At 45.4% G+C, this 18743-nt stretch carries 14 protein-coding genes; 10 read left to right on the top strand and 4 right to left on the bottom strand.

The genetic code is table 11. The features are described from left to right. Positions 1-33: 33 nt before the first annotated feature. Positions 34-2997 (top strand): TMAO reductase system sensor histidine kinase/response regulator TorS, encoded by a 2964-nt coding sequence (torS, locus tag R8O70_RS13715; protein WP_154204304.1) that lies wholly within the window; start codon positions 34-36, stop codon positions 2995-2997. Positions 2998-3047: 50 nt separating this feature from the next. On the opposite strand, the gene R8O70_RS13710 is transcribed toward torS, so the two are convergent. From R8O70_RS13710 to R8O70_RS13700, 3 genes are all read right to left on the bottom strand, one after another. Continuing rightward, positions 3048-3239, bottom strand: coding sequence for a hypothetical protein (locus R8O70_RS13710; RefSeq protein ID WP_005376565.1), 192 nt, complete (start codon positions 3237-3239; stop codon positions 3048-3050). A gap of 18 nt (positions 3240-3257) precedes the next feature. After that, complete coding sequence (locus tag R8O70_RS13705) at positions 3258-5612, bottom strand: fatty acid cis/trans isomerase (RefSeq protein WP_195723036.1); 2355 nt, start codon at positions 5610-5612, stop codon at positions 3258-3260. Positions 5613-5692: 80 nt separating this feature from the next. After that, entirely contained in the window at positions 5693-6079 is a 387-nt protein-coding gene (locus R8O70_RS13700) for a winged helix-turn-helix domain-containing protein (protein WP_053349174.1), read from the bottom strand. 306 nt (positions 6080-6385) lie between these two features. Here R8O70_RS13700 and R8O70_RS13695 point away from each other — a divergent pair, with 306 nt between their 5' ends. Further along, positions 6386-7933 (top strand): arylsulfatase, encoded by a 1548-nt coding sequence (locus R8O70_RS13695; protein ID WP_005376560.1) that lies wholly within the window; start codon positions 6386-6388, stop codon positions 7931-7933. 134 nt (positions 7934-8067) lie between these two features. Here R8O70_RS13695 and R8O70_RS13690 read toward each other — a convergent pair whose 3' ends face one another. Beyond that, positions 8068-8925, bottom strand: coding sequence for a LysR family transcriptional regulator (locus tag R8O70_RS13690; RefSeq protein ID WP_005376559.1), 858 nt, complete (start codon positions 8923-8925; stop codon positions 8068-8070). A gap of 141 nt (positions 8926-9066) precedes the next feature. On the opposite strand from R8O70_RS13690, the gene R8O70_RS13685 reads away from it, so the two are divergent. The 8 genes from R8O70_RS13685 (at position 9067) to R8O70_RS13650 (ending at position 18708) form a co-directional block, all read left to right on the top strand. Then, positions 9067-10593, top strand: a complete 1527-nt coding sequence (locus R8O70_RS13685; RefSeq protein ID WP_017635363.1) for an arylsulfatase — start codon at positions 9067-9069, stop codon at positions 10591-10593. A 106-nt stretch (positions 10594-10699) separates the two neighbouring features. Then, the gene (locus R8O70_RS13680; RefSeq protein ID WP_025767858.1) at positions 10700-12001 is read left to right on the top strand and encodes an anaerobic sulfatase maturase; all 1302 of its coding nucleotides are present in this window, start codon (positions 10700-10702) and stop codon (positions 11999-12001) included. An 85-nt stretch (positions 12002-12086) separates the two neighbouring features. Beyond that, positions 12087-13070: an AAA family ATPase gene (locus tag R8O70_RS13675; RefSeq protein ID WP_005376549.1), complete on the top strand. Its 984-nt coding sequence runs from the start codon at positions 12087-12089 to the stop codon at positions 13068-13070. Positions 13071-13082: 12 nt separating this feature from the next. Beyond that, positions 13083-14045, top strand: coding sequence for a DUF58 domain-containing protein (locus R8O70_RS13670; RefSeq protein WP_318184213.1), 963 nt, complete (start codon positions 13083-13085; stop codon positions 14043-14045). Continuing rightward, entirely contained in the window at positions 14046-14624 is a 579-nt protein-coding gene (locus R8O70_RS13665) for a DUF4381 domain-containing protein (protein WP_005376546.1), read from the top strand. Next, entirely contained in the window at positions 14617-15687 is a 1071-nt protein-coding gene (locus R8O70_RS13660) for a vWA domain-containing protein (RefSeq protein ID WP_025767855.1), read from the top strand. Before R8O70_RS13665 ends, R8O70_RS13660 begins: the two co-directional genes overlap by 8 nt. Continuing rightward, on the top strand, positions 15680-17410 hold the full coding sequence (locus R8O70_RS13655) for a vWA domain-containing protein (RefSeq protein WP_033906483.1): 1731 nt from the start codon (positions 15680-15682) through the stop codon (positions 17408-17410). Before R8O70_RS13660 ends, R8O70_RS13655 begins: the two co-directional genes overlap by 8 nt. Continuing rightward, positions 17407-18708 carry a BatD family protein gene (locus tag R8O70_RS13650; protein WP_318184212.1) on the top strand — a complete coding sequence of 434 codons (1302 nt, stop codon included), beginning with the start codon at positions 17407-17409 and terminating at the stop codon, positions 18706-18708. The genes R8O70_RS13655 and R8O70_RS13650 overlap by 4 nt, the downstream gene beginning before the upstream one ends. Positions 18709-18743 lie beyond the last annotated feature (35 nt).

Below are 18743 nucleotides of genomic sequence, written 5' to 3'. Positions count from 1 at the left end.
GTCGCTGAACACGAACATTAAGGTCATGAAAATATGCTGCTAGCAACTGCAAGCATCGGTCGTAAACTTTTGTTGTCTTTCATTGCGATGGCAATACTGGTCATGTTATCGGCACTTATTGGTGTGTCTGGATTTTCTTTGGTTGCCAAAACCGAAAGAAATGTCGTGGATTCTGCGATTCCCGCCATGATTGAGGCGAGACAAGTCTCTGAGTTGAGTACTCGTATTATTTCGTCTGTACAAATGTTGTCGAACGCAAGAAACGAGCAGGAAAGAAAGGAGTCAGGGCGAGTGCTGTTCGAACAGCTCGAGTCTTTACTCACTCACATCAAGGAGCTCGGGAGTGAGTCGTTCGATTCTCAATTGTTAGAAGCTTTAGAGAATAACGTCCAGAACGTTATCGACAATTTGGCAGAACTCGGTGTTTCGGTTGAAAAAAAGCTGTGGCTTGCAAAAGAGATAGATACTCGTGTTGAAGAAATGCGTCTGCTCAGTGAAGAGCTAGAACAACTAACTCGTACGCAAGTTCAGAATACAAGCACCATTGCTGTTGCTAACGTCACGCATATTTATGACTTATTAGAATCGAATAAAAAATCGCAAGTTTATCAGGCGCTAGATGCACTGGTGGAGGTCGATCTTGATCTGACTGAGCGATTGCATGAACTGCACTTGTTGGCCTTTAAAATGTTGAATCAGATTGAAGAGGCTCGGACATTAACGAATATTGAGCGAATTCAACAGGTTCAAAGTGATTTCGATAGCAACCTCAAAATCATGCAACGCCGTGTACTCGCTGTGGAAGATCCTACGCGCTCTAAGCAAATGAGCCAACTGCTCATAGAGCTCGGCAAGCGTCAGGTCGTATTTTCTATACTGATGCAGCAATACGAGAATAACGAACAGTCACAACAACTGATGCAAAAGACATTAGAGTTGTTCTCAGAGCTTAATGGCACGGTCAACAAATTGGTTGATGATTCAAACAAAACCACTACCGTCGCTGTAGACCAATTGACCAGCACACTGAAATTCGCTCAGTGGTCTCTAACCGTTATTTCAATTGTTGGTTTGATTGTATTGGTGCTGATTTTATGGCGTGTGGTGTACCTTTCTGTTGTGAAGCGGTTAGCTGAATATTCCGCTGCGTTGCTTTCTGTGGCGCAGGGTAACTTAGCGGTTGAGTTGGAAGTGAAAGGCAAAGATGAGTTGGCGCATATGGGGCAGGCCATCATCACGGCTCGTAATACCGCGCAAGCACTAAAAGTGGTAGCTGAGGGTGAAGCTCAAGCCAAGCGAGAGCTTGAGGAACATAAAGAGCATTTAGAAGAGCTTGTTGAGCAGCGCACTTCGCAGTTAAAACAAGCTAACCGCCGTTTGAATGAAGAGGTTTTGAATCACGCTAAAGCTCGCAAGCAAGCAGAGCAAGCGAGCCGAGCAAAATCGGCATTCTTGGCGACGATGAGCCATGAGATAAGAACGCCAATGAACGGAGTGTTGGGGACAGCACGCTTGCTGATTGACTCAGGCCTCAACCCAATTCAAAAACGCTATGCGGAAATCATTAATCGTAGTGGTAAAACGTTGCTCGCGATCCTTAATGATGTACTGGATTACTCCAAGATTGAAGCGGGGCATTTAGAAATTCGTCACATGGGCTTCGATTTACACCAAATGGTGGAGGACACTTTCCAGTTAATGAACAGTCGAGCACAAGAGAAGAAGCTGCTGTTCTCCTACCATATTGAAAGTGATGTTAGTCGCTACTGGAAAGGGGATGTCACCAGAATCAGTCAGGTGCTGAACAATCTTGTTGGTAACGCGATTAAGTTCACTGACGAAGGAGAAATTGATATCTACGTTAGCCTGAACCCTGAGGACGAGTCGCAAGTCCTGTTTGAAGTATCAGACACTGGAATAGGAATTGCCAAAAAATACCAGAGAACGTTGTTTGATGCCTTCACGCAAGCTGAAGGTGGGATGAGCCAAACTGGAGGTACGGGGCTTGGACTTGCCATCAGTAAGCGAATCATTGAAGCGATGGGCGGTGTTTTAGAAGTCGATTCCGAAGAGGGAAATGGTAGCCGATTCTGGTTCTCTATTCCGTTAGAGGAAAGCGAACCTGTTGAAACAGGAACCGTGGCAACCGCACGTTGCAAAGTGAAAGCAAAGGTCTTGCTGGTAGAAGATAATGAGGTCAACCGAGTGGTCGCGGAAGGCTTTCTAGAAAGCATGGGGCATCAAGTCGTGATGGCAGAAAACGGCTCACAAGCAGAGCAACTGATCAGCACACAGGATTTTGATATCGCTTTAGTCGACATCAACCTCCCTGATTGTGATGGAACTGAGTTGATCCAACGCTTAAAGCGGATTGAGTGTGATAAGCCGGCCAATAAAGCGCTTGCCGTCACGCCAATGATTGCAGTGTCTGCGCACGTTTTTGCGGAAGAAGTTGAGCGCTATCTAGCCGCTGGTTTTGACGGATACTTGCCTAAGCCATTGGCAAAAGAGGCACTCGCGGCATTGATTCAGGATGCGCTAGACGGAAAGCCGTTGTTGTTGCCACAAAATGCCGACTGTACCCCGTTTGATCAAATATCGTCTCAAGAACAAGAGCTACAATTAAAGGTCGTTCAAGCACCTAAAACAAAGGAACCCGATGTGGTTATCATTAATCCGAGCGTGATTGAGTCCGATATGAAAATCTTGGGCAGAGATAAGATGTTGCACATTATTAATCTGTTTAGAGCCACCAGCACCGATGTATTAAGCAAGCTGCAAGCGTCTGCTGAGGACAATGATAGTAAAGAAGTAAAGAATCTTGCCCATAAATTAAAGGGCAGCGCGGGAAGTTTAGGACTAACTGAATTAATGAACGCTTGCCAAGCAATTGAAGCCGCGGCTCAACCTTTAGATACCTATAATGCGACTAAAGATGATTTAGTTTCTCAAGTGTCTGCATCAATTCAAGCTCTGGATGAGTTAATGGCGAAGTAATCCATCGAGCATTGAAAATAAAAAAACCTCCGGCTTTCCGGAGGTTTTTTCTATTCGGTCATGTCATCTTCCCACTCGAATCGAGTGTCTAGGGCATAAGGGTCATCATCAAAAGGATGTTCCACTTTGCCACGCAAGTATTCGAGTTGATGCTCAAGCATATTGACCGTTTCGTAGTCTCCCTCAGAACAAGCAACGTAAATCTGTTGTTCAAGAGCGGCAATGTTATCTCGGATACCCATGAGAACCCCCTTAAATCATCATCGATTCTCAAAACGATTATAGTCAAGTAATCCAAATTCGATCGGTTGTTTTGTACGGTACCAATTATGTAAACGATCGCTAAATGACCAGAATTTTTCTGAGCTTCTACGAATCGCAAAATTATCCAATAACTTAACGTAATCGGACTCGTTTTGGATGGCACTAAATTGATCGACAAAATCTTTTACTTGGTTTTCGTTGATCGAGAAAAATGCCGCAGGGTAGCTTCCCACAACGCCGCGTACAATGGTCATATCATCGTTAGCAAAGTCACGGTTACTTTCTTCATCAAACAAGCTAGAGATGTTTGTGTGTGCATTGTTGTGAAGTAAGGTGAACAGTTCATCTTCCCCTGATTGACTTCTCACCATAAGCATAGTGATTTGCGGAACGGTTTTCAGGCCTTCACCACGAACGTGGTCAATACGTTTTAGTTGCTTTTCACTACGCGCAGAAAGAGCCGTGTCTTGAATTTCGTAGCGAGGCAGAAGCACATCTGAGACATGTTCTCTCAAGAACTCTACCAACTCCGTTTTTGGATCGTCACTCTTATACTGAACGCTGGTTGGTTGGTTAAACGGCTTCACATTTCGTTGTAAAAAGTCACTCAACTGCGGGCTTTGATCTTTATACCAGCTAGATTGAAGTTCATGGCGCATATCGGCGGGTAACAACGAAATAAAGTTACTTTCGCCTTCTAGACGTAAGAAATCCATAAACATTCGTGTCATGAGCTGATGGCCGAAGTTACCGTAAACGTCAAACCCAGCAACAAGCAAATAGTGGATACGCTCTAGTAACGCGTAGTCAAGAATCCACACTGTTTTAGGCTGCTCACCAACTAACCCTTGAACAACAGAAGCACTATCAAAATGGCGGAATATCGTTAATGCCGCATTATGGTTGGTGCCATTACCGTCCCAAATTACATCGGTGGATAGGTTTTCACCTTCTTTAAACCAGTTATTAGTGAACTCAGATTTAGCCTCTAGGTAGCGAGCTTGCTGGCGCGCGTACTTGACCCAGTTGGTAACAGGTAGCGTGTTACTTTCTTGTTCTGCCGGTAGTTTTAGGTTATCAGCCTGAGATCGGTAAAACTCATTTACTTCTGGGATGTCTGCTTTATCTGGATCAAGGAAAAACACCCAAAAGCGATCATTGATAACATTCAATGCCAGTTGGCCACGACAAACTGGGCCTTTGATGTATGCCATTATTGTATTTTGTGCATTATCTAGCATGAACTTAAAGCGCGACTTCACTGGAAGGTCGATGAATGATGTCATCGGGTTTGCAGCAACTTCTGGTTCATAACTCGGTAGCTGACTAACCATGTAATCAGCATCAATAAACCAAGTTTTCCAGTTCTCTATGCGTTGCTTGTTTAACGCGAATGGCATGTGAGTTTTATCTACTATGGTCCCTTGCTCTGGAATAATTCGATAAAACACGCGTTCAACCCCTGGATCATCATACGGGCGACGCGTTGAAATACGTTTTACGGGCTGTCCTGGTGGTGTAGCAGAGCGGACGAGCGTGAAGAATCGGGGATCTTCATCGAGTTCCGAAAAGTAGAGATGAGATAAAAACAAATGCTCATATATATACCTAGCCATCAGCTGATTTTTCAAATCAGAGTGGTTAAGTAATGCTTCGTACTTATCTATTTGCGCTTGCTCATTCTCACTAACAGGTTGGTGAACGTTCATTATTGCGCCGTTTTCCAACCAAGTCATGAGTGTGTGGTATTCACTGTTTGATAGATTTGGCATACCAAAAGGCATGCCCCAGGTTGGGTTATCCTTTTCGTATTGCTCGTATTCTTCAATCGTTGGACAGGTTTGCTCTCGGTCTATCGAAAAGTCAAAGCCTTCTAACTGGACTTGGTCAGGCAATGGGTGGCGCTCTTTTTGCTGTAGCAAACGTGCGATAAGGCCTGCGTCAATGTTGGCTGCCATGCTTTGATCACGTTCGTTGAGAACCGGATGAAAACCCGCATCGCGCCACTCTTGGGTTGTTTCTGCATCTTCGAATAAGCGTGTTGGTGCTGCGGCTGTGAGTCTTGTTCCTTCATATACCAGTGCTTTACTCGCACCACGGTCAATGCCCTCAACAGAAGAGAGCTTAAGCTGACATGGTGCATCGTAGCACGCGTGGCAGACGACACAGCGGTTATCCATAATGGGTTTAACTTCGCTTTGGAAGAAGTTTGCTTGAGGGGTTTCCACGTCAACAGTGCGTTCACGCACGAGCTGTGGACCAAACAGTTGATCATAGTTAAGACCAGCATAGGTTGCACAGCCGGCAAACAAAGTAGCAATGCAAAGTGTAAAAATTAAGCGCAAATTCATTGAGTTATTTTACGTGATTAGAATTTGCATTAATTAAAGCAAAATAAGCGGTCAATTACCAAAAGTTGGGTCAATTAGCGTTAATTTTTCTGTTGATTGTCTGAGCGCTTGAAAATGTAGCCCTGGCGGTGGACTGTCTGAATTCTGTCTGTCGGAACGCCTTCGTGAACTAGACGCTTTCTCATTCTGCTCATGTGCATATCGAGTGCTCGATCATGTTCAGTAAATTCACGTTTTAGTACTGTTTCGTAAAGAAAAGGCTTACTAAGTACTTGATCTTGATGGTGAGTGAGAGTTTGCAGCAGCTTAAATTGAATGCTTGTTAACTGAACAGATTTCTTGTTTGGCAAGTAATTGAGTACCACAGAGTGAGTGCGCTTATCTAGTAATAGCTCCTCATCATTATGGTGAACGCCGTTGTGTTGGCATTGGTAAGTTTTTCCATTTGAAACCTTGGAGTCAAGCACGCGGGCACCTTAATTATTAATGGTAGTAAAACGTATTATCATTAATATTTATATAAAAGCAATCAGGTACTTTATGGGCACTGTGATATGCGTAGACAATCTTAATATTTGAGATTAACAGTAGTGATGAATGGTGCGATGGCGCTCTGAACTAAAGTGCTATTGGAGTGCGTATTAGCTACAAACAACGGTGTAATGTTAGGCAAAGATAGAAAGAATTCTCATTTAGTAAATTCGCTTATCCGCTATTTGTGAACTATACATTCTGTTGCAGGAAGCACTTTTCTAATACACACAGAGGTTTATATGACAGCGAAATATGGCGTTAAACGCCGATTAGCGATTCTTGCCGCCGCTTTAATCGGTGCGACAAGTAGCAGTATCGCAGCAGAGAAACCAAATATTCTCGTCATTTGGGGTGATGATATTGGCCAGTCCAATCTCAGTGCTTACACGTTTGGCTTGATGGGGTACAAAACACCAAATATAGACAGTATCGCCAAAGAAGGCATGATGTTCACTGACTATTACGGTGAGCAATCTTGTACAGCGGGCCGTTCTACTTTCATTACGGGCCAAACCGTTCTTAGAACAGGTTTGAGTAAAGTGGGGCTTCCAGGTGCTGATCTTGGCTTGAAGGAAGAGGACGCAACCATTGCCGAAATGCTGAAGCCGATGGGCTATATGACAGGGCAATTTGGTAAAAACCACTTAGGTGATAAAGATGAGCACCTTCCTACTAATCACGGCTTCGATGAATTTTTTGGCAACCTTTATCACTTGAACGCCGAGGAGGAGCCAGAAAACGTCGATTATCCTAAAGATCCTGAGTTTCGTAAAAAGTTCGGTCCGCGCGGCGTTATCCGTTCGTACGCTGATGGCAAAATTGAAGATACAGGGCCTCTAACTCGCAAGCGCATGGAAACCGTGGATGAAGAGACGTTAGATGCGGCACTCGACTTTATGGATCGTGCCGTCAAGGCTGAAAAACCTTTCTTTGTCTGGTGGAACGCAACTCGTATGCACTTCCGTACTCATGTGAAAGAAGAGAACTCTGGAAAAACAGGTATCAGCGAGTATGCAGATGGTATGGTCGAGCATGATAACCATGTAGGTCAGCTACTGAAAAAAGTGGATGATTTGGGTATTAAAGACAACACAATCGTCTTTTACTCCACCGATAATGGCCCACACATGAACTCGTGGCCAGATGCAGGTACAACGCCATTCCGTGGAGAGAAAAATACCAACTGGGAAGGTGCGTACCGAGTTCCTGCGATGGTACGTTGGCCAGGTAAAATTAAAGCTGGCTCTGTTTCGAATGATATCATGCATCACATGGACTGGATGCCAACGTTTGTTGCTGCCGCGGGTGATGACAATATCAAAGAGAAATTGCTCAAAGGTTATAGTGCGAATGGTAAGAAATTCAAAGTTCACCTAGACGGCTATAACTTCCTACCATATTTGACTGGTAAAGAGGATAAGGCCCCACGAGAAGAAATTTTTTACTTCTCAGATGATGGAGACTTAACTGCACTTCGCTATAACAAATGGAAGCTGGTCTTTATGGAGCAACGAGCAAAAGGCACGTTGCGTATTTGGGCTGAACCATTCACCACACTTCGTGTTCCTAAGATCTTCAACTTGCGTATGGATCCTTACGAAGTGGCTGATATCACTTCTAACACTTACTACGATTGGATGCTAGACCGTGCTTACATGCTTGTTCCTGCGCAAGCTTACGTAGGCAGATTCCTTGAAACGTTTAAAGAGTTCCCACCAAGGCAAAAAGCAGCAAGCTTCTCGCTCGATCAAGTGATGGAGAAACTAAAAGAGAACCCAAATAAGTAGGAAAAGCTAAGTGAAGTATCACATATAGAGAGAGGCTCATTAACGTGAGCCTCTTTTTTATCTGTAAAATTCTATCTATTCAGGTTTGTAGAAAGCTTGATGACGAAAACGCCTAACGCTTCAATTGACAAGAGTTATAAACAAATTGGTTCGTAGTGGGCTGCCGTTAAGTTGGCTTTGATTTTTTCACGTAGAGCGATGTGGGCTGGGTTGTTTACCTCTCGCTTATGGTAAACGAACTTGTAAGGGATAGAGCGTATCGAAATGGGGCAGGGCAAAATTTGAAGTTTGAGCGCTTTGCTCCACTTGTTTGCAAAAGATTGAGAAACGATCCCTAAACTGTCTCTTTGGGCGACATACAGCGCCATGCCCGCTAGCGAAGATGTGATCAAGTCGACTTTTCTTTCTTGAATTGTTTCCTTTGCTAGTTGCTCGAACCCCGACATGTTGTTCCATTTTCCTGAAAATAAACAGTGAGTTTCCTCATAAAATTGCTCTTTTGTGAGCGTGCCGTGTACACGGGGATGGTTCTCACGACAGATAACCACGGCTTCTTCCTCATAGGCATCTTCAATAATAAACGCTGCATCTTTCGTGATCACCGTATCGATTACTAGATCGACTTTTTGTTGTCTTAACAGCTCAAATAATAGGAATTTTTCGGGTGGTGATTCATAAAAAATAGTGTTCTTTATCGGGTCCATAATGTGCAACAAAATTTCCGAACAACACACTTCAAAATGATTTCTATCAGATATCGCATTGTCAATAATACTAACCGCTTGCTGGAATTGCGGCAGTAATTGATAAGCGGTGGAGGTTAGTGCGATACCTCGTCCTTTTTTAACGAATAATTGCTTATCTACGACTTGCTCTAAACGCTTTATTGCAGCGCTCACAGCAGGTTGTGTAAGCCCTAATTGTTCCGCGGCTTTTGTATAAGATTGAAACTCCGCAACAACAAGAAAAGTTTGGATCAAATTCAAGTCCATAACGTCACTCATAAATTTAATTTATAGGTTAACTAATTTTGACTGCATTTATCGCCTGAAATTAGTGCTTTATCTTATATCAACAATGGTATTGAAAAGCGAATACCGTTTTTTACGCACTAGCGAACTCTTGGAGATAATATGAAAAATGCGACCAAAACGAGCAGTAAAAAACTCGTACTTAACGCATGTACGTTAGCTTTGGGCGCTGCATCTGCAGTTGCACATGCAGCGGACAAACCCAACATTCTTGTCATCTTTGGTGATGATGTTGGTTACTGGAACCTTAGTACCTATAACCAAGGCATGATGGCGTACAACACGCCAAACATCGATAGCATTGCTAAAGAAGGTGCGAAGTTCACTAACTTCTACGCACAGCAAAGCTCGACAGCAGGCCGTTCTGCATTCATCACTGGTCAAATGCCAAAACGTACAGGTCTATCAAAAGTGGGCTTACCAGGCGCTCCGGAAGGTATCTCGGAAAAAGATCCGACGATTGCAACCGTGCTTAAACAAATGGGTTACGCAACCGGACAATTTGGTAAGAACCATTTAGGTGACCGAGACGAGCATCTTCCTACCAACCACGGTTTTGATGAATTCTTCGGCAACCTATACCACTTGAACGCAGAAGAAGAGCCAGAGAACGTGGATTACCCTAAAGATCCGGAGTTCAAGAAGAAATTTGGCCCTCGTGGCGTTATCCATTCTTACGCTGACGGCAAAATCGAAGATACCGGTCCACTAACGCGTAAGCGTATGGAAAATGTTGATGGTGAGTTTCTTGATGCCGCAGAGAGCTTCATAGAAAAGCAAGTAAAAGCGGACAAGCCGTTCTTTACTTGGTTTAACACCACTCGCATGCACAACTTCACACATGTTCCTGAAGAATACCAAGGTAAAACAGGTGCCGGTTTCTACGCGGATGGTGTTAAGCAGCACGATGACCAAATCGGTCAGCTACTTAACAAGATCAAAGAGTTAGGTGTGGATGACAATACAATCATTGTTTACACCACTGACAACGGCCCTATGGTTGATTTGTGGCCGGATGCAGGGATGACACCGTTCCGCTCAGAGAAAAACACTGGCTGGGAAGGGAGTTTCCGTGTGCCAATGTTGATTAAATGGCCTGGAAAAATTGAGGCAGGTAAAACATTCAACGGCATGATGTCATTAGAGGACTTTTTCCCGACACTAGTTGCTGCGGCAGGTGATACCAAAGTTAAAGACGAACTGCTAAAAGGCAAAAAAGTTGGCGATATGGACTACAAAGTTCACCTAGACGGTTACAACCAACTGCCATATTTAACGGGTAAGTCAGACAAATCCGCACGAAATGAGTTCGTTTACTGGAGCGACGACGGCGATCTTGTGGCATTGCGCCAAGGAAAGTACAAGTTCCACTTTATGATTCAAGAGAATGAAACGGGTATGGATGTATGGCGTAAGCCGTTCACTAAACTTCGTGTGCCACTGATCTTTGACTTGAGCATTGATCCATTTGAACGAGGCGATCAAGGCATGGGTTATTCTCGTTGGATGTACGAGCGTTCATTCTTAATGATGCCAGCAATGGATACAGTGAAAGAGGTGATGGGTACATTCAAAGAATTCCCGCCTCGTATGGAAGCAGGTTCGTTCGTACCTAAGTCTTCTAAGTAAATTAAGATTATATAGCGCTTTTTGGAGCGCTATATACCCAAATAGCTTCACTTTTGCTGTACAGCGCTCACGAGGTTATTTGGGTATATGTAATAGTGAGAAACGTATGAGTAAGATTTCCCCTCGCCATTCTACTACTATGCCTATTGTTCCTCTTAAAACGGCGTCTAAAGCGCCTGTTCTGGGCGCGTATGACCGTCGATTCCATGTGATGGCAAAGCCAGGTGGAGCAAAGTGCAACATCGATTGTCAGTACTGCTTTTATCTGCATAAAGAAAATCTACTGCACCAAGAAAAGCAGCCAAAAATGGACGACGCAACACTGGAAGCGTTCGTGAAAAGCTATATCGAAAGTCAGGATGGCGAAGAAATTGTATTCTCATGGCAGGGCGGGGAGCCGACGCTGCTTGGGTTGGACTATTTCCGCAATGTCGTAGCTTTGCAAAAGAAATATCAGCCGAAAGGCGTTCGCATTGAAAACGACCTTCAGACCAACGGCATTTTGCTAAACGATGAGTGGTGTGCGTTTTTAAAAGAGCACAACTTCCTAGTTGGCTTGTCGATTGATGGACCACGAGAGCTGCACGACAAATATCGCAAAACCCGCAGCGGTAAGCCAACGTTTGATCTCGTGATGAAAGCGGTAGATAAGCTCAAAGCGCATGGCGTGAAATTCAACGCGTTGGTCACGGTGAATCGTCACAATGCGAAATACCCGCTCGAAGTATATCGATTTTTAACCCAAGAATTGGGTGTGACTTATATTCAGTTTGCGCCGGTGGTAGAAGCCAACAACTTCCAAACAACCGCGCCGCAGTTTTGGAACGAACAGATGATCCCAACCAAAGGCAGTGATCTGGCTAAACCGGGGCATCCAATGTCGATTGTAACGGATTGGTCAGTCGATCCTGAAGACTGGGGACGCTTTTTAATGGCGACCTTTGAAGAGTGGGTGAATAACGATCTTGGCCGTGTGCTGGTTAATCTGTTTGAAACCGCGGTGGCGCAAGTAATGGGGAAACCGTCTCAGCTTTGCGTGACGGCGGAGTTTTGTGGCAAAGGGTTGGCGATTGAGCACAATGGCGACGTGTTCAGTTGCGACCACTATGTGTATCCAGAATACAAACTCGCCAACATTCATGAACACTCACTGAATGAAATGGCCTTCTCTACAAGACAATATACTTTTGGCATGGCAAAACGCGATTCATTGCCGACGTATTGTAAGCAATGCCCTTACTTGCCTTATTGTTGGGGTGAGTGCCCAAAAAACCGTTTGATCAAAACGCCGAATGGTGAGAGTGGTCTAAACTATTTGTGTTCGGGAGTCAAAATGTTCTTTGATTATGCGTTACCGATGTTGGTTGGTCTTGCACAACTTCTCCAATCTCAAGAACCGCAAAGATAACATAGTGAATATAACCTTAAGTTATTTCATTTGTTCTTATACTTAACTATCAAAAAGACGGCTTAAACCATTGAAAAGGTATCCTATGAACCACGCACAACAAGCGATAAAAGAACTCATCGAACAAACAGAAAAAAGCGTCATTGGACAAAGCCACGTGGTTCGAGCTTTAGTCATCGGGTTATTAACAAATGGGCATATTCTGCTAGAAGGTTTACCGGGAACGGCAAAAACACGTTCCGTAAAATCGTTGGCGAACTTGTTAAACACCAGTTTTGGTCGAATCCAGTTTACGCCGGATCTTTTACCATCTGATGTGACGGGCACTGAGGTTTATCAAGAGCTGGATGGCAAGCCGCAACTACACTTTCAGCCAGGGCCAATTTTTAACAGCATTGTACTTGCTGATGAGGTCAACCGTGCACCAGCCAAAGTACAAGCGGCACTGCTTGAAGCCATGGCCGAAGGCACAATCACGGTAGGCGATAAAACTCACGTATTGCCAGACTTATTTATGGTGCTTGCAACGCAAAACCCTGTAGAGCAAGAGGGCACGTACCCGCTGCCAGAAGCGCAAATGGACCGCTTTATCATGAAGGTTACCGTCGATTATCCAGAAGATGACGCCGAACGTGACATCATTCGTTTGGTGCGCAGTGAAGAATTGGGGGCGGAAACCAGCAGCGAAATTATTACGCCAAAACACATCGAGCCAGACGTGGTGCTAGAAGCGCGTCGTCAGTTACCAAACATCGTGGTATCAGACCTAGTGGAAAACTACATCGTTGCGTTAGTGATGGCGACTCGTAAGCCAGAGCGTTATGCCGATTCAAACTTAGCAAAATGGATTGAGATTGGCTCTAGTCCTCGTGCTTCCATCGCACTCGACAAATGCGCTCGTGCGTATGCGTGGATGCAAGGACGTGACCACGTTACTCCTGACGATGTGCGTGCCATGGTTCCGTCTGTATTGGGCCACCGTTTTTCTTTGACCTACGATGCACTGGCAGATGGGGTCGATCATCAACGAGTCGTACAAGAGCTGCTAGATTGTGTAGAAATTGGGTAAGTGGGAGGCATTATGGCTAAGCCAACTCTTGCGCCAACATCACAGGGGATGGATCCCCGTTTGTACTGCGATTATGCTCGTTTAGTATGTCTGCAAGCACAAGCAGAATCGTTCAGTTTACTTCCTCATCTAAAAGCGGGTAGCGTACTCTCTGGCCGACACAATTCGTTGTTTCGCGGTCGTGGATTGAACTTCGAAGAGCTGCGCCATTACCAATTGGGTGACGATATTCGTAACCTTGATTGGAAAGTTACGATGCGTACAGGTAAGCCGCACGTGCGCAGCTATACAGAAGAAAAAGATCGCAACGTAATCGTGTGTGTCGACCAGAGAAGCACAATGTTTTTTGCTTCGACGCAAGTAATGAAATCAGTTGTCGCGGCAGAGATCGCAGCGATGTGTGGGTGGCGAGTATTAAAAGATGGCGACCGAGTCGGTTTTGTCATCGCATCCCAGCAGGCGTTGTTTCACAGCAAGGCACAGCGTTCGCAAAACGATCTTCTGGCGCAACTTAAACGTCTCGCTAAAGCCAATCAATCGCTCAATGTGGACTCCCGCAATTCCGAAAAAGTAACGTTCAGTCAATGGATTGAGCTTATTAAACGCATGAAGCTCAAGCAATCCACTTTGATTTTTATCAGCGACTGGAGCGACTGCGAGGAGCACCATCTTGATCACCTTAAACAGCTGCAACAGCACAATGATGTTCTCGCAGTGATGGTTAGTGACCCATTAGAACAAGCGCTACCAGACGATTTGGCAAAATCGAAATGGGTGGTTGGTGATGGGCAGTATCAACTCAATTTAGACAGCAACGCAAAGGTAGAAGCTGCGAGCGCAAAGCTTGAGGCTCGAACTAGCTTACAGCGTCAATCACTCTCTCAACTTATGGCGATGAAACACCTTCCGCACATCGAACTCGATACGACAGGTGAGCACATTAAACAATTCCAAAAACTGGTAGGAGGGCGTTAAATGAGTGATCTTCCTACGCCTCCGAGTACCTACATACTCAGAGAGCTGCATGATGTGGCTGTACCATCTAGCGTGAGTTGGTACCCGCAAACTATTGGCTGGAAAATTTTAGCGGCGGTTGTGCTCATTGCATTGGTGTATGTCGTATATCGATTGGCTCGGCAATGGTGGCATAATCGTTACCGAAAAGAAGCTCTACTGGCGATTTCGCAAATCAAATCGAGCGACAAAGACATGCCAAAAGTATTGTTCTCTGTGCTTAAAGTAGTGCTGATTCATATTGATAGCCGCAACGCGAAATTGTTTGATACCGCCTTTCTGCGCAAGCTCGATGCGCTGTATCCGCAAACCGAAGATTCTCAAGCAAACTCGCAAATGGTTTTTAACGATGAGCTTTCAAAGTGCTGGCTACAAAGTATTGTTGACCCAAGCGTTACGCTAACCAACGAAGAGCGAGTAACGCTTATTGCTCGTGCGAAAAACTGGGTGAGTGAGCACCGTTGTGATGCTCAAAAAAGCGCGGCAAATAAATCACCACGATTGAAACGCAAAGCACATCAGGGAGGTCAACATGAATGATCTTCTTGCATCGATAACTGGTTTGTCAGGTTTTGAATTTGCTCACCCAATGTGGTTTCTGGTTTTGCCCTTGCCGTTGGTGGTGTACTACTTGGTGCCCGCATATCGCACTAAGCAAATGGCGATCAAAGTGCCGTTTTTTAGTCAGCTGGTGGAAGCGATTGGCGAGACGCCATCAGAAGGTGCAAGCCAGTTGACCCCGAGTTGGTGGCAACGAGCAACGTTAATTCTTTCATGGCTTTTGGTGGTGTGTGCGATGGCAAAACCCACCGTGTTAGGCGAGCCTCAAGTTCGCGAGAGTTTAGGCCGCGATGTGATGGTGGTGGTGGATCTTTCGGGCTCCATGGCCGAGCCAGATTTCACCTCACGTACAGGCGAAAAAATTTCTCGTCTTGATGCGGCAAAAGAAGTGCTGTCGGAGTTTGTTCAGTCTCGTAAAGGTGACCGATTAGGCTTAGTGCTTTTTGGTGATGCTGCTTTCGTGCAAACGCCATTTACCGCAGACCAAAAAGTGTGGCTCGAACTGCTTAACCAAACCGATGTGGCAATGGCAGGGCAGAGTACCCATCTAGGTGATGCGATTGGCTTAGCGATTAAAGTTTTTGAGCAAAGCGATAAGTCGCGTGGTGCTTTAGAACAAGATCAAAACCGTGAAAAAGTCGCGATTGTATTAACCGATGGTAACGACACGGGCAGTTTTGTTGAACCGATTGATGCGGCGAAAGTTGCGAAAGCCAAAGGCGTGAGAGTACACGTCATTGCGATGGGCGATCCGGAAACGATAGGTGAAACCGCGTTGGATATGGACACGATTCATCGCATTGCGAAAGAATCCGGCGGTGAAGCGTTTGAAGCACTCAACCGTGATGAACTATCGGCTGCCTACGATGAAATTGGCAAACTGGAACCTCAACTTTACGAAAGCACCACATACCGCCCAAAACAAAGCCTTCACCATTACTTGATGGCGTTAGTGGTCATCATGCATTTGCTCGCGTTCAGCGTCGCAACACTTAAAAGAAGGGCTGTTACACGATCATCATTAGGAGAGAGCGATGTTTGATTCTCTTAGTTGGACGCAATTCTTTACGCAGTTTCATTTTATTCGACCACTGTGGTTACTGGCTTTGATCCCCATGTTTTTCTTGGTGTGGTTACGCTGGCGAGAAGAAAGCGAGCCAAGCTGGAAGGATATTCTGCCCGAACATTTACGCAATGCTTTGACGATAGGTGAGCGAGGCTGGCGTAAGCAACTGCCGCTTAAGCTCTTGATGCTGATTGTGTTCATCGCCATTGTGATTTGTGCAGGCCCAACGTGGCAACGAGAACCTTCTCCCTTTGGCGAAGATAAAGCCTCTATGCTTGTGGTGCTTGATAACAGCGACTCGATGCTGCAAAAAGATCTCCCACCAAGCCGCCTTGAGCGTTCCAAACAGAAAGTACGCGATTTGCTAGCCGTGCGAAAAGGCGGAAAAACGGGTTTAGTCGTGTTCGCGGGCAGTGCTCATGTCGCAATGCCTATAACTCAAGACAGCAAAGTATTTGACCCATTTTTGGCGGCCATTACGCCAGAAATTATGCCCGTGCAAGGTAAGCTTGCCGAAAAAGCCTTGCCGTTAATTGATCAACAATTGCAAGGTCAACCAGGCTCCACCGTTCTGTTGGTGAGTGATGGCGTTAATCCAGCCACGATTGAGCAATACCAAGCGTATTTCTCGGGCAAACCTTATCAACTGTTAATTCTTGCGGCAGGGAATGCTGACATTGTGAGTAACAACCCAATGGATTTGGATTCTCTACAAAAACTGGCTAGTCAGACTAACGGTCGATTGGTGGAAGTGACTGTCGATAATAGTGATATCGAGCAACTGAACCGATACGTTGAGCGCAATATGCAGCTTAATGGCGAATCTTCAATGCCTTGGAAAGACATGGGTTATCAACTTCTGTTTCCAATCGCGTTGATCATGATGCTGTGGTTTAGAAAAGGGTGGTTAGTGCAGTGGTGCGTGATTGTAATGATGAGCGGTACACTGTTGATGCCGACCAGTGCAATGGCGGAGAACATTTCTGTTAAAGCCGAGCAGCCACAAGTTGTGCAAAAAGTGACGACCTTCGACAAGGTGGCGCAATGGTGGTGGGATTTGTGGCTGACGCCAGACCAACAAGGACAGCGTTTGTTCAACCAACAAGCGTATTTAGAAGCTGCAAAACACTTTGTCGATCCATTACGCAAAGGCACGGCGTACTACTACGCTAGCGAGTTTGAGCTCGCGCACAGCGCGTTTTTGGAAATGCAAAACGACCCGTCCGAAGAGGTTCGAGATTACGGTCTTTATAATGCGGCGAGTGCATTGGCGCGTCAGCGTGAATATTTGGCTGCACGTGACTTGTTAAAATCCCTAGCCAACAAGCCAACGTTGAGCGAGAGGCTAAGACCGGATGTTGAGCATAACTTGAAAGTGATTGGTGGTATTGTAGAGGACATCAACCGGATGAGTGAGAGTCAGGCAGGAACGGAGCAAGAAGCATCAACCGAGCTAGGCGATAACCCTCAAACCGCAGAAGGGGCGGATGAAAAAACGTCAGCGGAGTTGATGATTAAAGAGACGTTAAGTGCAGACGACATCTTAGGTAGCCAAGAATTAGCCGACAAATGGTTAAAGCGAGTCGAAGCGGATCCTAAATACTTCTTAAATGCGAAGTTTCAGATTCAATTGCGTTCAATAGAAACCGGAGAATCAACCTCTACTGCGAACGAAAATACAGAGGAGGCGGTGCAATGATGAAAAGCCACCGTTTTACGCACTTTGCTTTACCCTTGTGGTTAGTTACCTGTTTCGGCTTCCTCCTGAGCAGTAGTGTGTTGGCTCAAGATATTCGTGACGTTCAACGAAAGCATGGAGTTGAGTTACAAGCGTGGGTTGGTAAACAACCAACGGCTGGAGAGAAGCGTAAAACACCAAGTTTTAGCGTCAATGAGCAAGTTATTTTAACCATCGAAGTGGCAACGCCGCGTTGGTTTACGGGTGGTACGAGAATTGGCAATATTGAAATACCCAATGTTATCGCCAAACAGCGTAATCAACTAGCAACCAACTTTACTGAGCAAAAAGAGGGGCAAACTTGGTCGCGTCAACGCTGGGAAGTGACTTTGTATCCTCAAGCTTCTGGTGATTTTGTGGTTCCACCTGTCGCAGTGGGCGTTCAGGTGTCTGCGCCGGACGGCGAGAAGGTATCAGGCACACTTTACACGCAGCCGATTAAGTTCAAAACCGTCTTGCCATCGGGCCTGCTGAGTGGTGAGACACCTTGGTTTGCTGCAACAGATGTAGAGGTAAAGCAAGAGTGGGATACCTCCACTGAGTCACTCAAAGTTGGGGATGCAATCACGCGTAAAATCACCATTTCGGCTCAAGATTCACTATCTGTGTTGCTACCAGACTTGTTGAAAGGAGAATCAACAACCCGTTACCAAGCGTACCCTCAACCACATCGTCTTACAGATACGCAAACACGTGGTGATTACCAGTCAACACGCACAGAAGAGAGCGTGTACGTGATTCAACAAGGTGGTGAATTAACCCTGCCGGATTATGAGTTCCGTTGGTGGAACAGTAAGACTCAGCAAGTGGAAACGGTGATGTTAGAGGGCAAAACTTTTGCCGCGAAGCACACGTTGAAGTCCTTCATCAGAACGTACTTTGAATGGATTGTTTCCACGCTTGTGTTGCTGGGTTTTGTGATTATTTCATTGGTAGCCATTAAACGTTACTACCGCAACAGACCGACACCAGCATGGCTGACGTTCCACCGTTTGTTAAAGGCTAAACGTTGGTCTGAAGCAAGGACCATATTGTACAAACAATTGCGTTTAAATACGGCCGAGCTAGAAATGACCAAAGCCGATACGAGTGAATCGTGGCAAAAAAGTGCGTCGCGAATGCAAAATGGTGAAAATAGCGCTCATTTACTGAAGTCGATGTGGCGCAAAATCCAGACCAAACAAAAACGCTTTAAATTCCGTATTCCGCGAGCGTTACCAGAACTGGACAAAGTCATTGGAAGAGATGGCAATGAATAAAACGGGGCGCTAATATAGCGCCTCGTTTTTATTAG

Origin of the sequence: Vibrio sp. 779(2023) (assembly GCF_033344285.1) — a bacterium.
GTDB classification, from domain to species: Bacteria; Pseudomonadota; Gammaproteobacteria; order Enterobacterales; family Vibrionaceae; genus Vibrio; species Vibrio alginolyticus.
Note: the sequence above shows the minus strand (reverse complement) of the source record. Positions and strands in the feature narration are given on the sequence as shown.

Coding starts and splice junctions, on each gene's coding strand:
- R8O70_RS13655 (WP_033906483.1), top strand. CDS start 15,680: ATGTTTGATTCTCTTAGTTGGACGCAATTCTTTACGCAGTTTCATTTT.
- torS (WP_154204304.1), top strand. CDS start 34: ATGCTGCTAGCAACTGCAAGCATCGGTCGTAAACTTTTGTTGTCTTTC.
- R8O70_RS13710 (WP_005376565.1), bottom strand. CDS start 3,239: ATGGGTATCCGAGATAACATTGCCGCTCTTGAACAACAGATTTACGTT.
- R8O70_RS13670 (WP_318184213.1), top strand. CDS start 13,083: ATGGCTAAGCCAACTCTTGCGCCAACATCACAGGGGATGGATCCCCGT.
- R8O70_RS13660 (WP_025767855.1), top strand. CDS start 14,617: ATGAATGATCTTCTTGCATCGATAACTGGTTTGTCAGGTTTTGAATTT.
- R8O70_RS13685 (WP_017635363.1), top strand. CDS start 9,067: ATGAAAAATGCGACCAAAACGAGCAGTAAAAAACTCGTACTTAACGCA.
- R8O70_RS13665 (WP_005376546.1), top strand. CDS start 14,046: ATGAGTGATCTTCCTACGCCTCCGAGTACCTACATACTCAGAGAGCTG.
- R8O70_RS13705 (WP_195723036.1), bottom strand. CDS start 5,612: ATGAATTTGCGCTTAATTTTTACACTTTGCATTGCTACTTTGTTTGCC.
- R8O70_RS13690 (WP_005376559.1), bottom strand. CDS start 8,925: ATGGACTTGAATTTGATCCAAACTTTTCTTGTTGTTGCGGAGTTTCAA.
- R8O70_RS13675 (WP_005376549.1), top strand. CDS start 12,087: ATGAACCACGCACAACAAGCGATAAAAGAACTCATCGAACAAACAGAA.
- R8O70_RS13680 (WP_025767858.1), top strand. CDS start 10,700: ATGAGTAAGATTTCCCCTCGCCATTCTACTACTATGCCTATTGTTCCT.
- R8O70_RS13695 (WP_005376560.1), top strand. CDS start 6,386: ATGACAGCGAAATATGGCGTTAAACGCCGATTAGCGATTCTTGCCGCC.
- R8O70_RS13650 (WP_318184212.1), top strand. CDS start 17,407: ATGATGAAAAGCCACCGTTTTACGCACTTTGCTTTACCCTTGTGGTTA.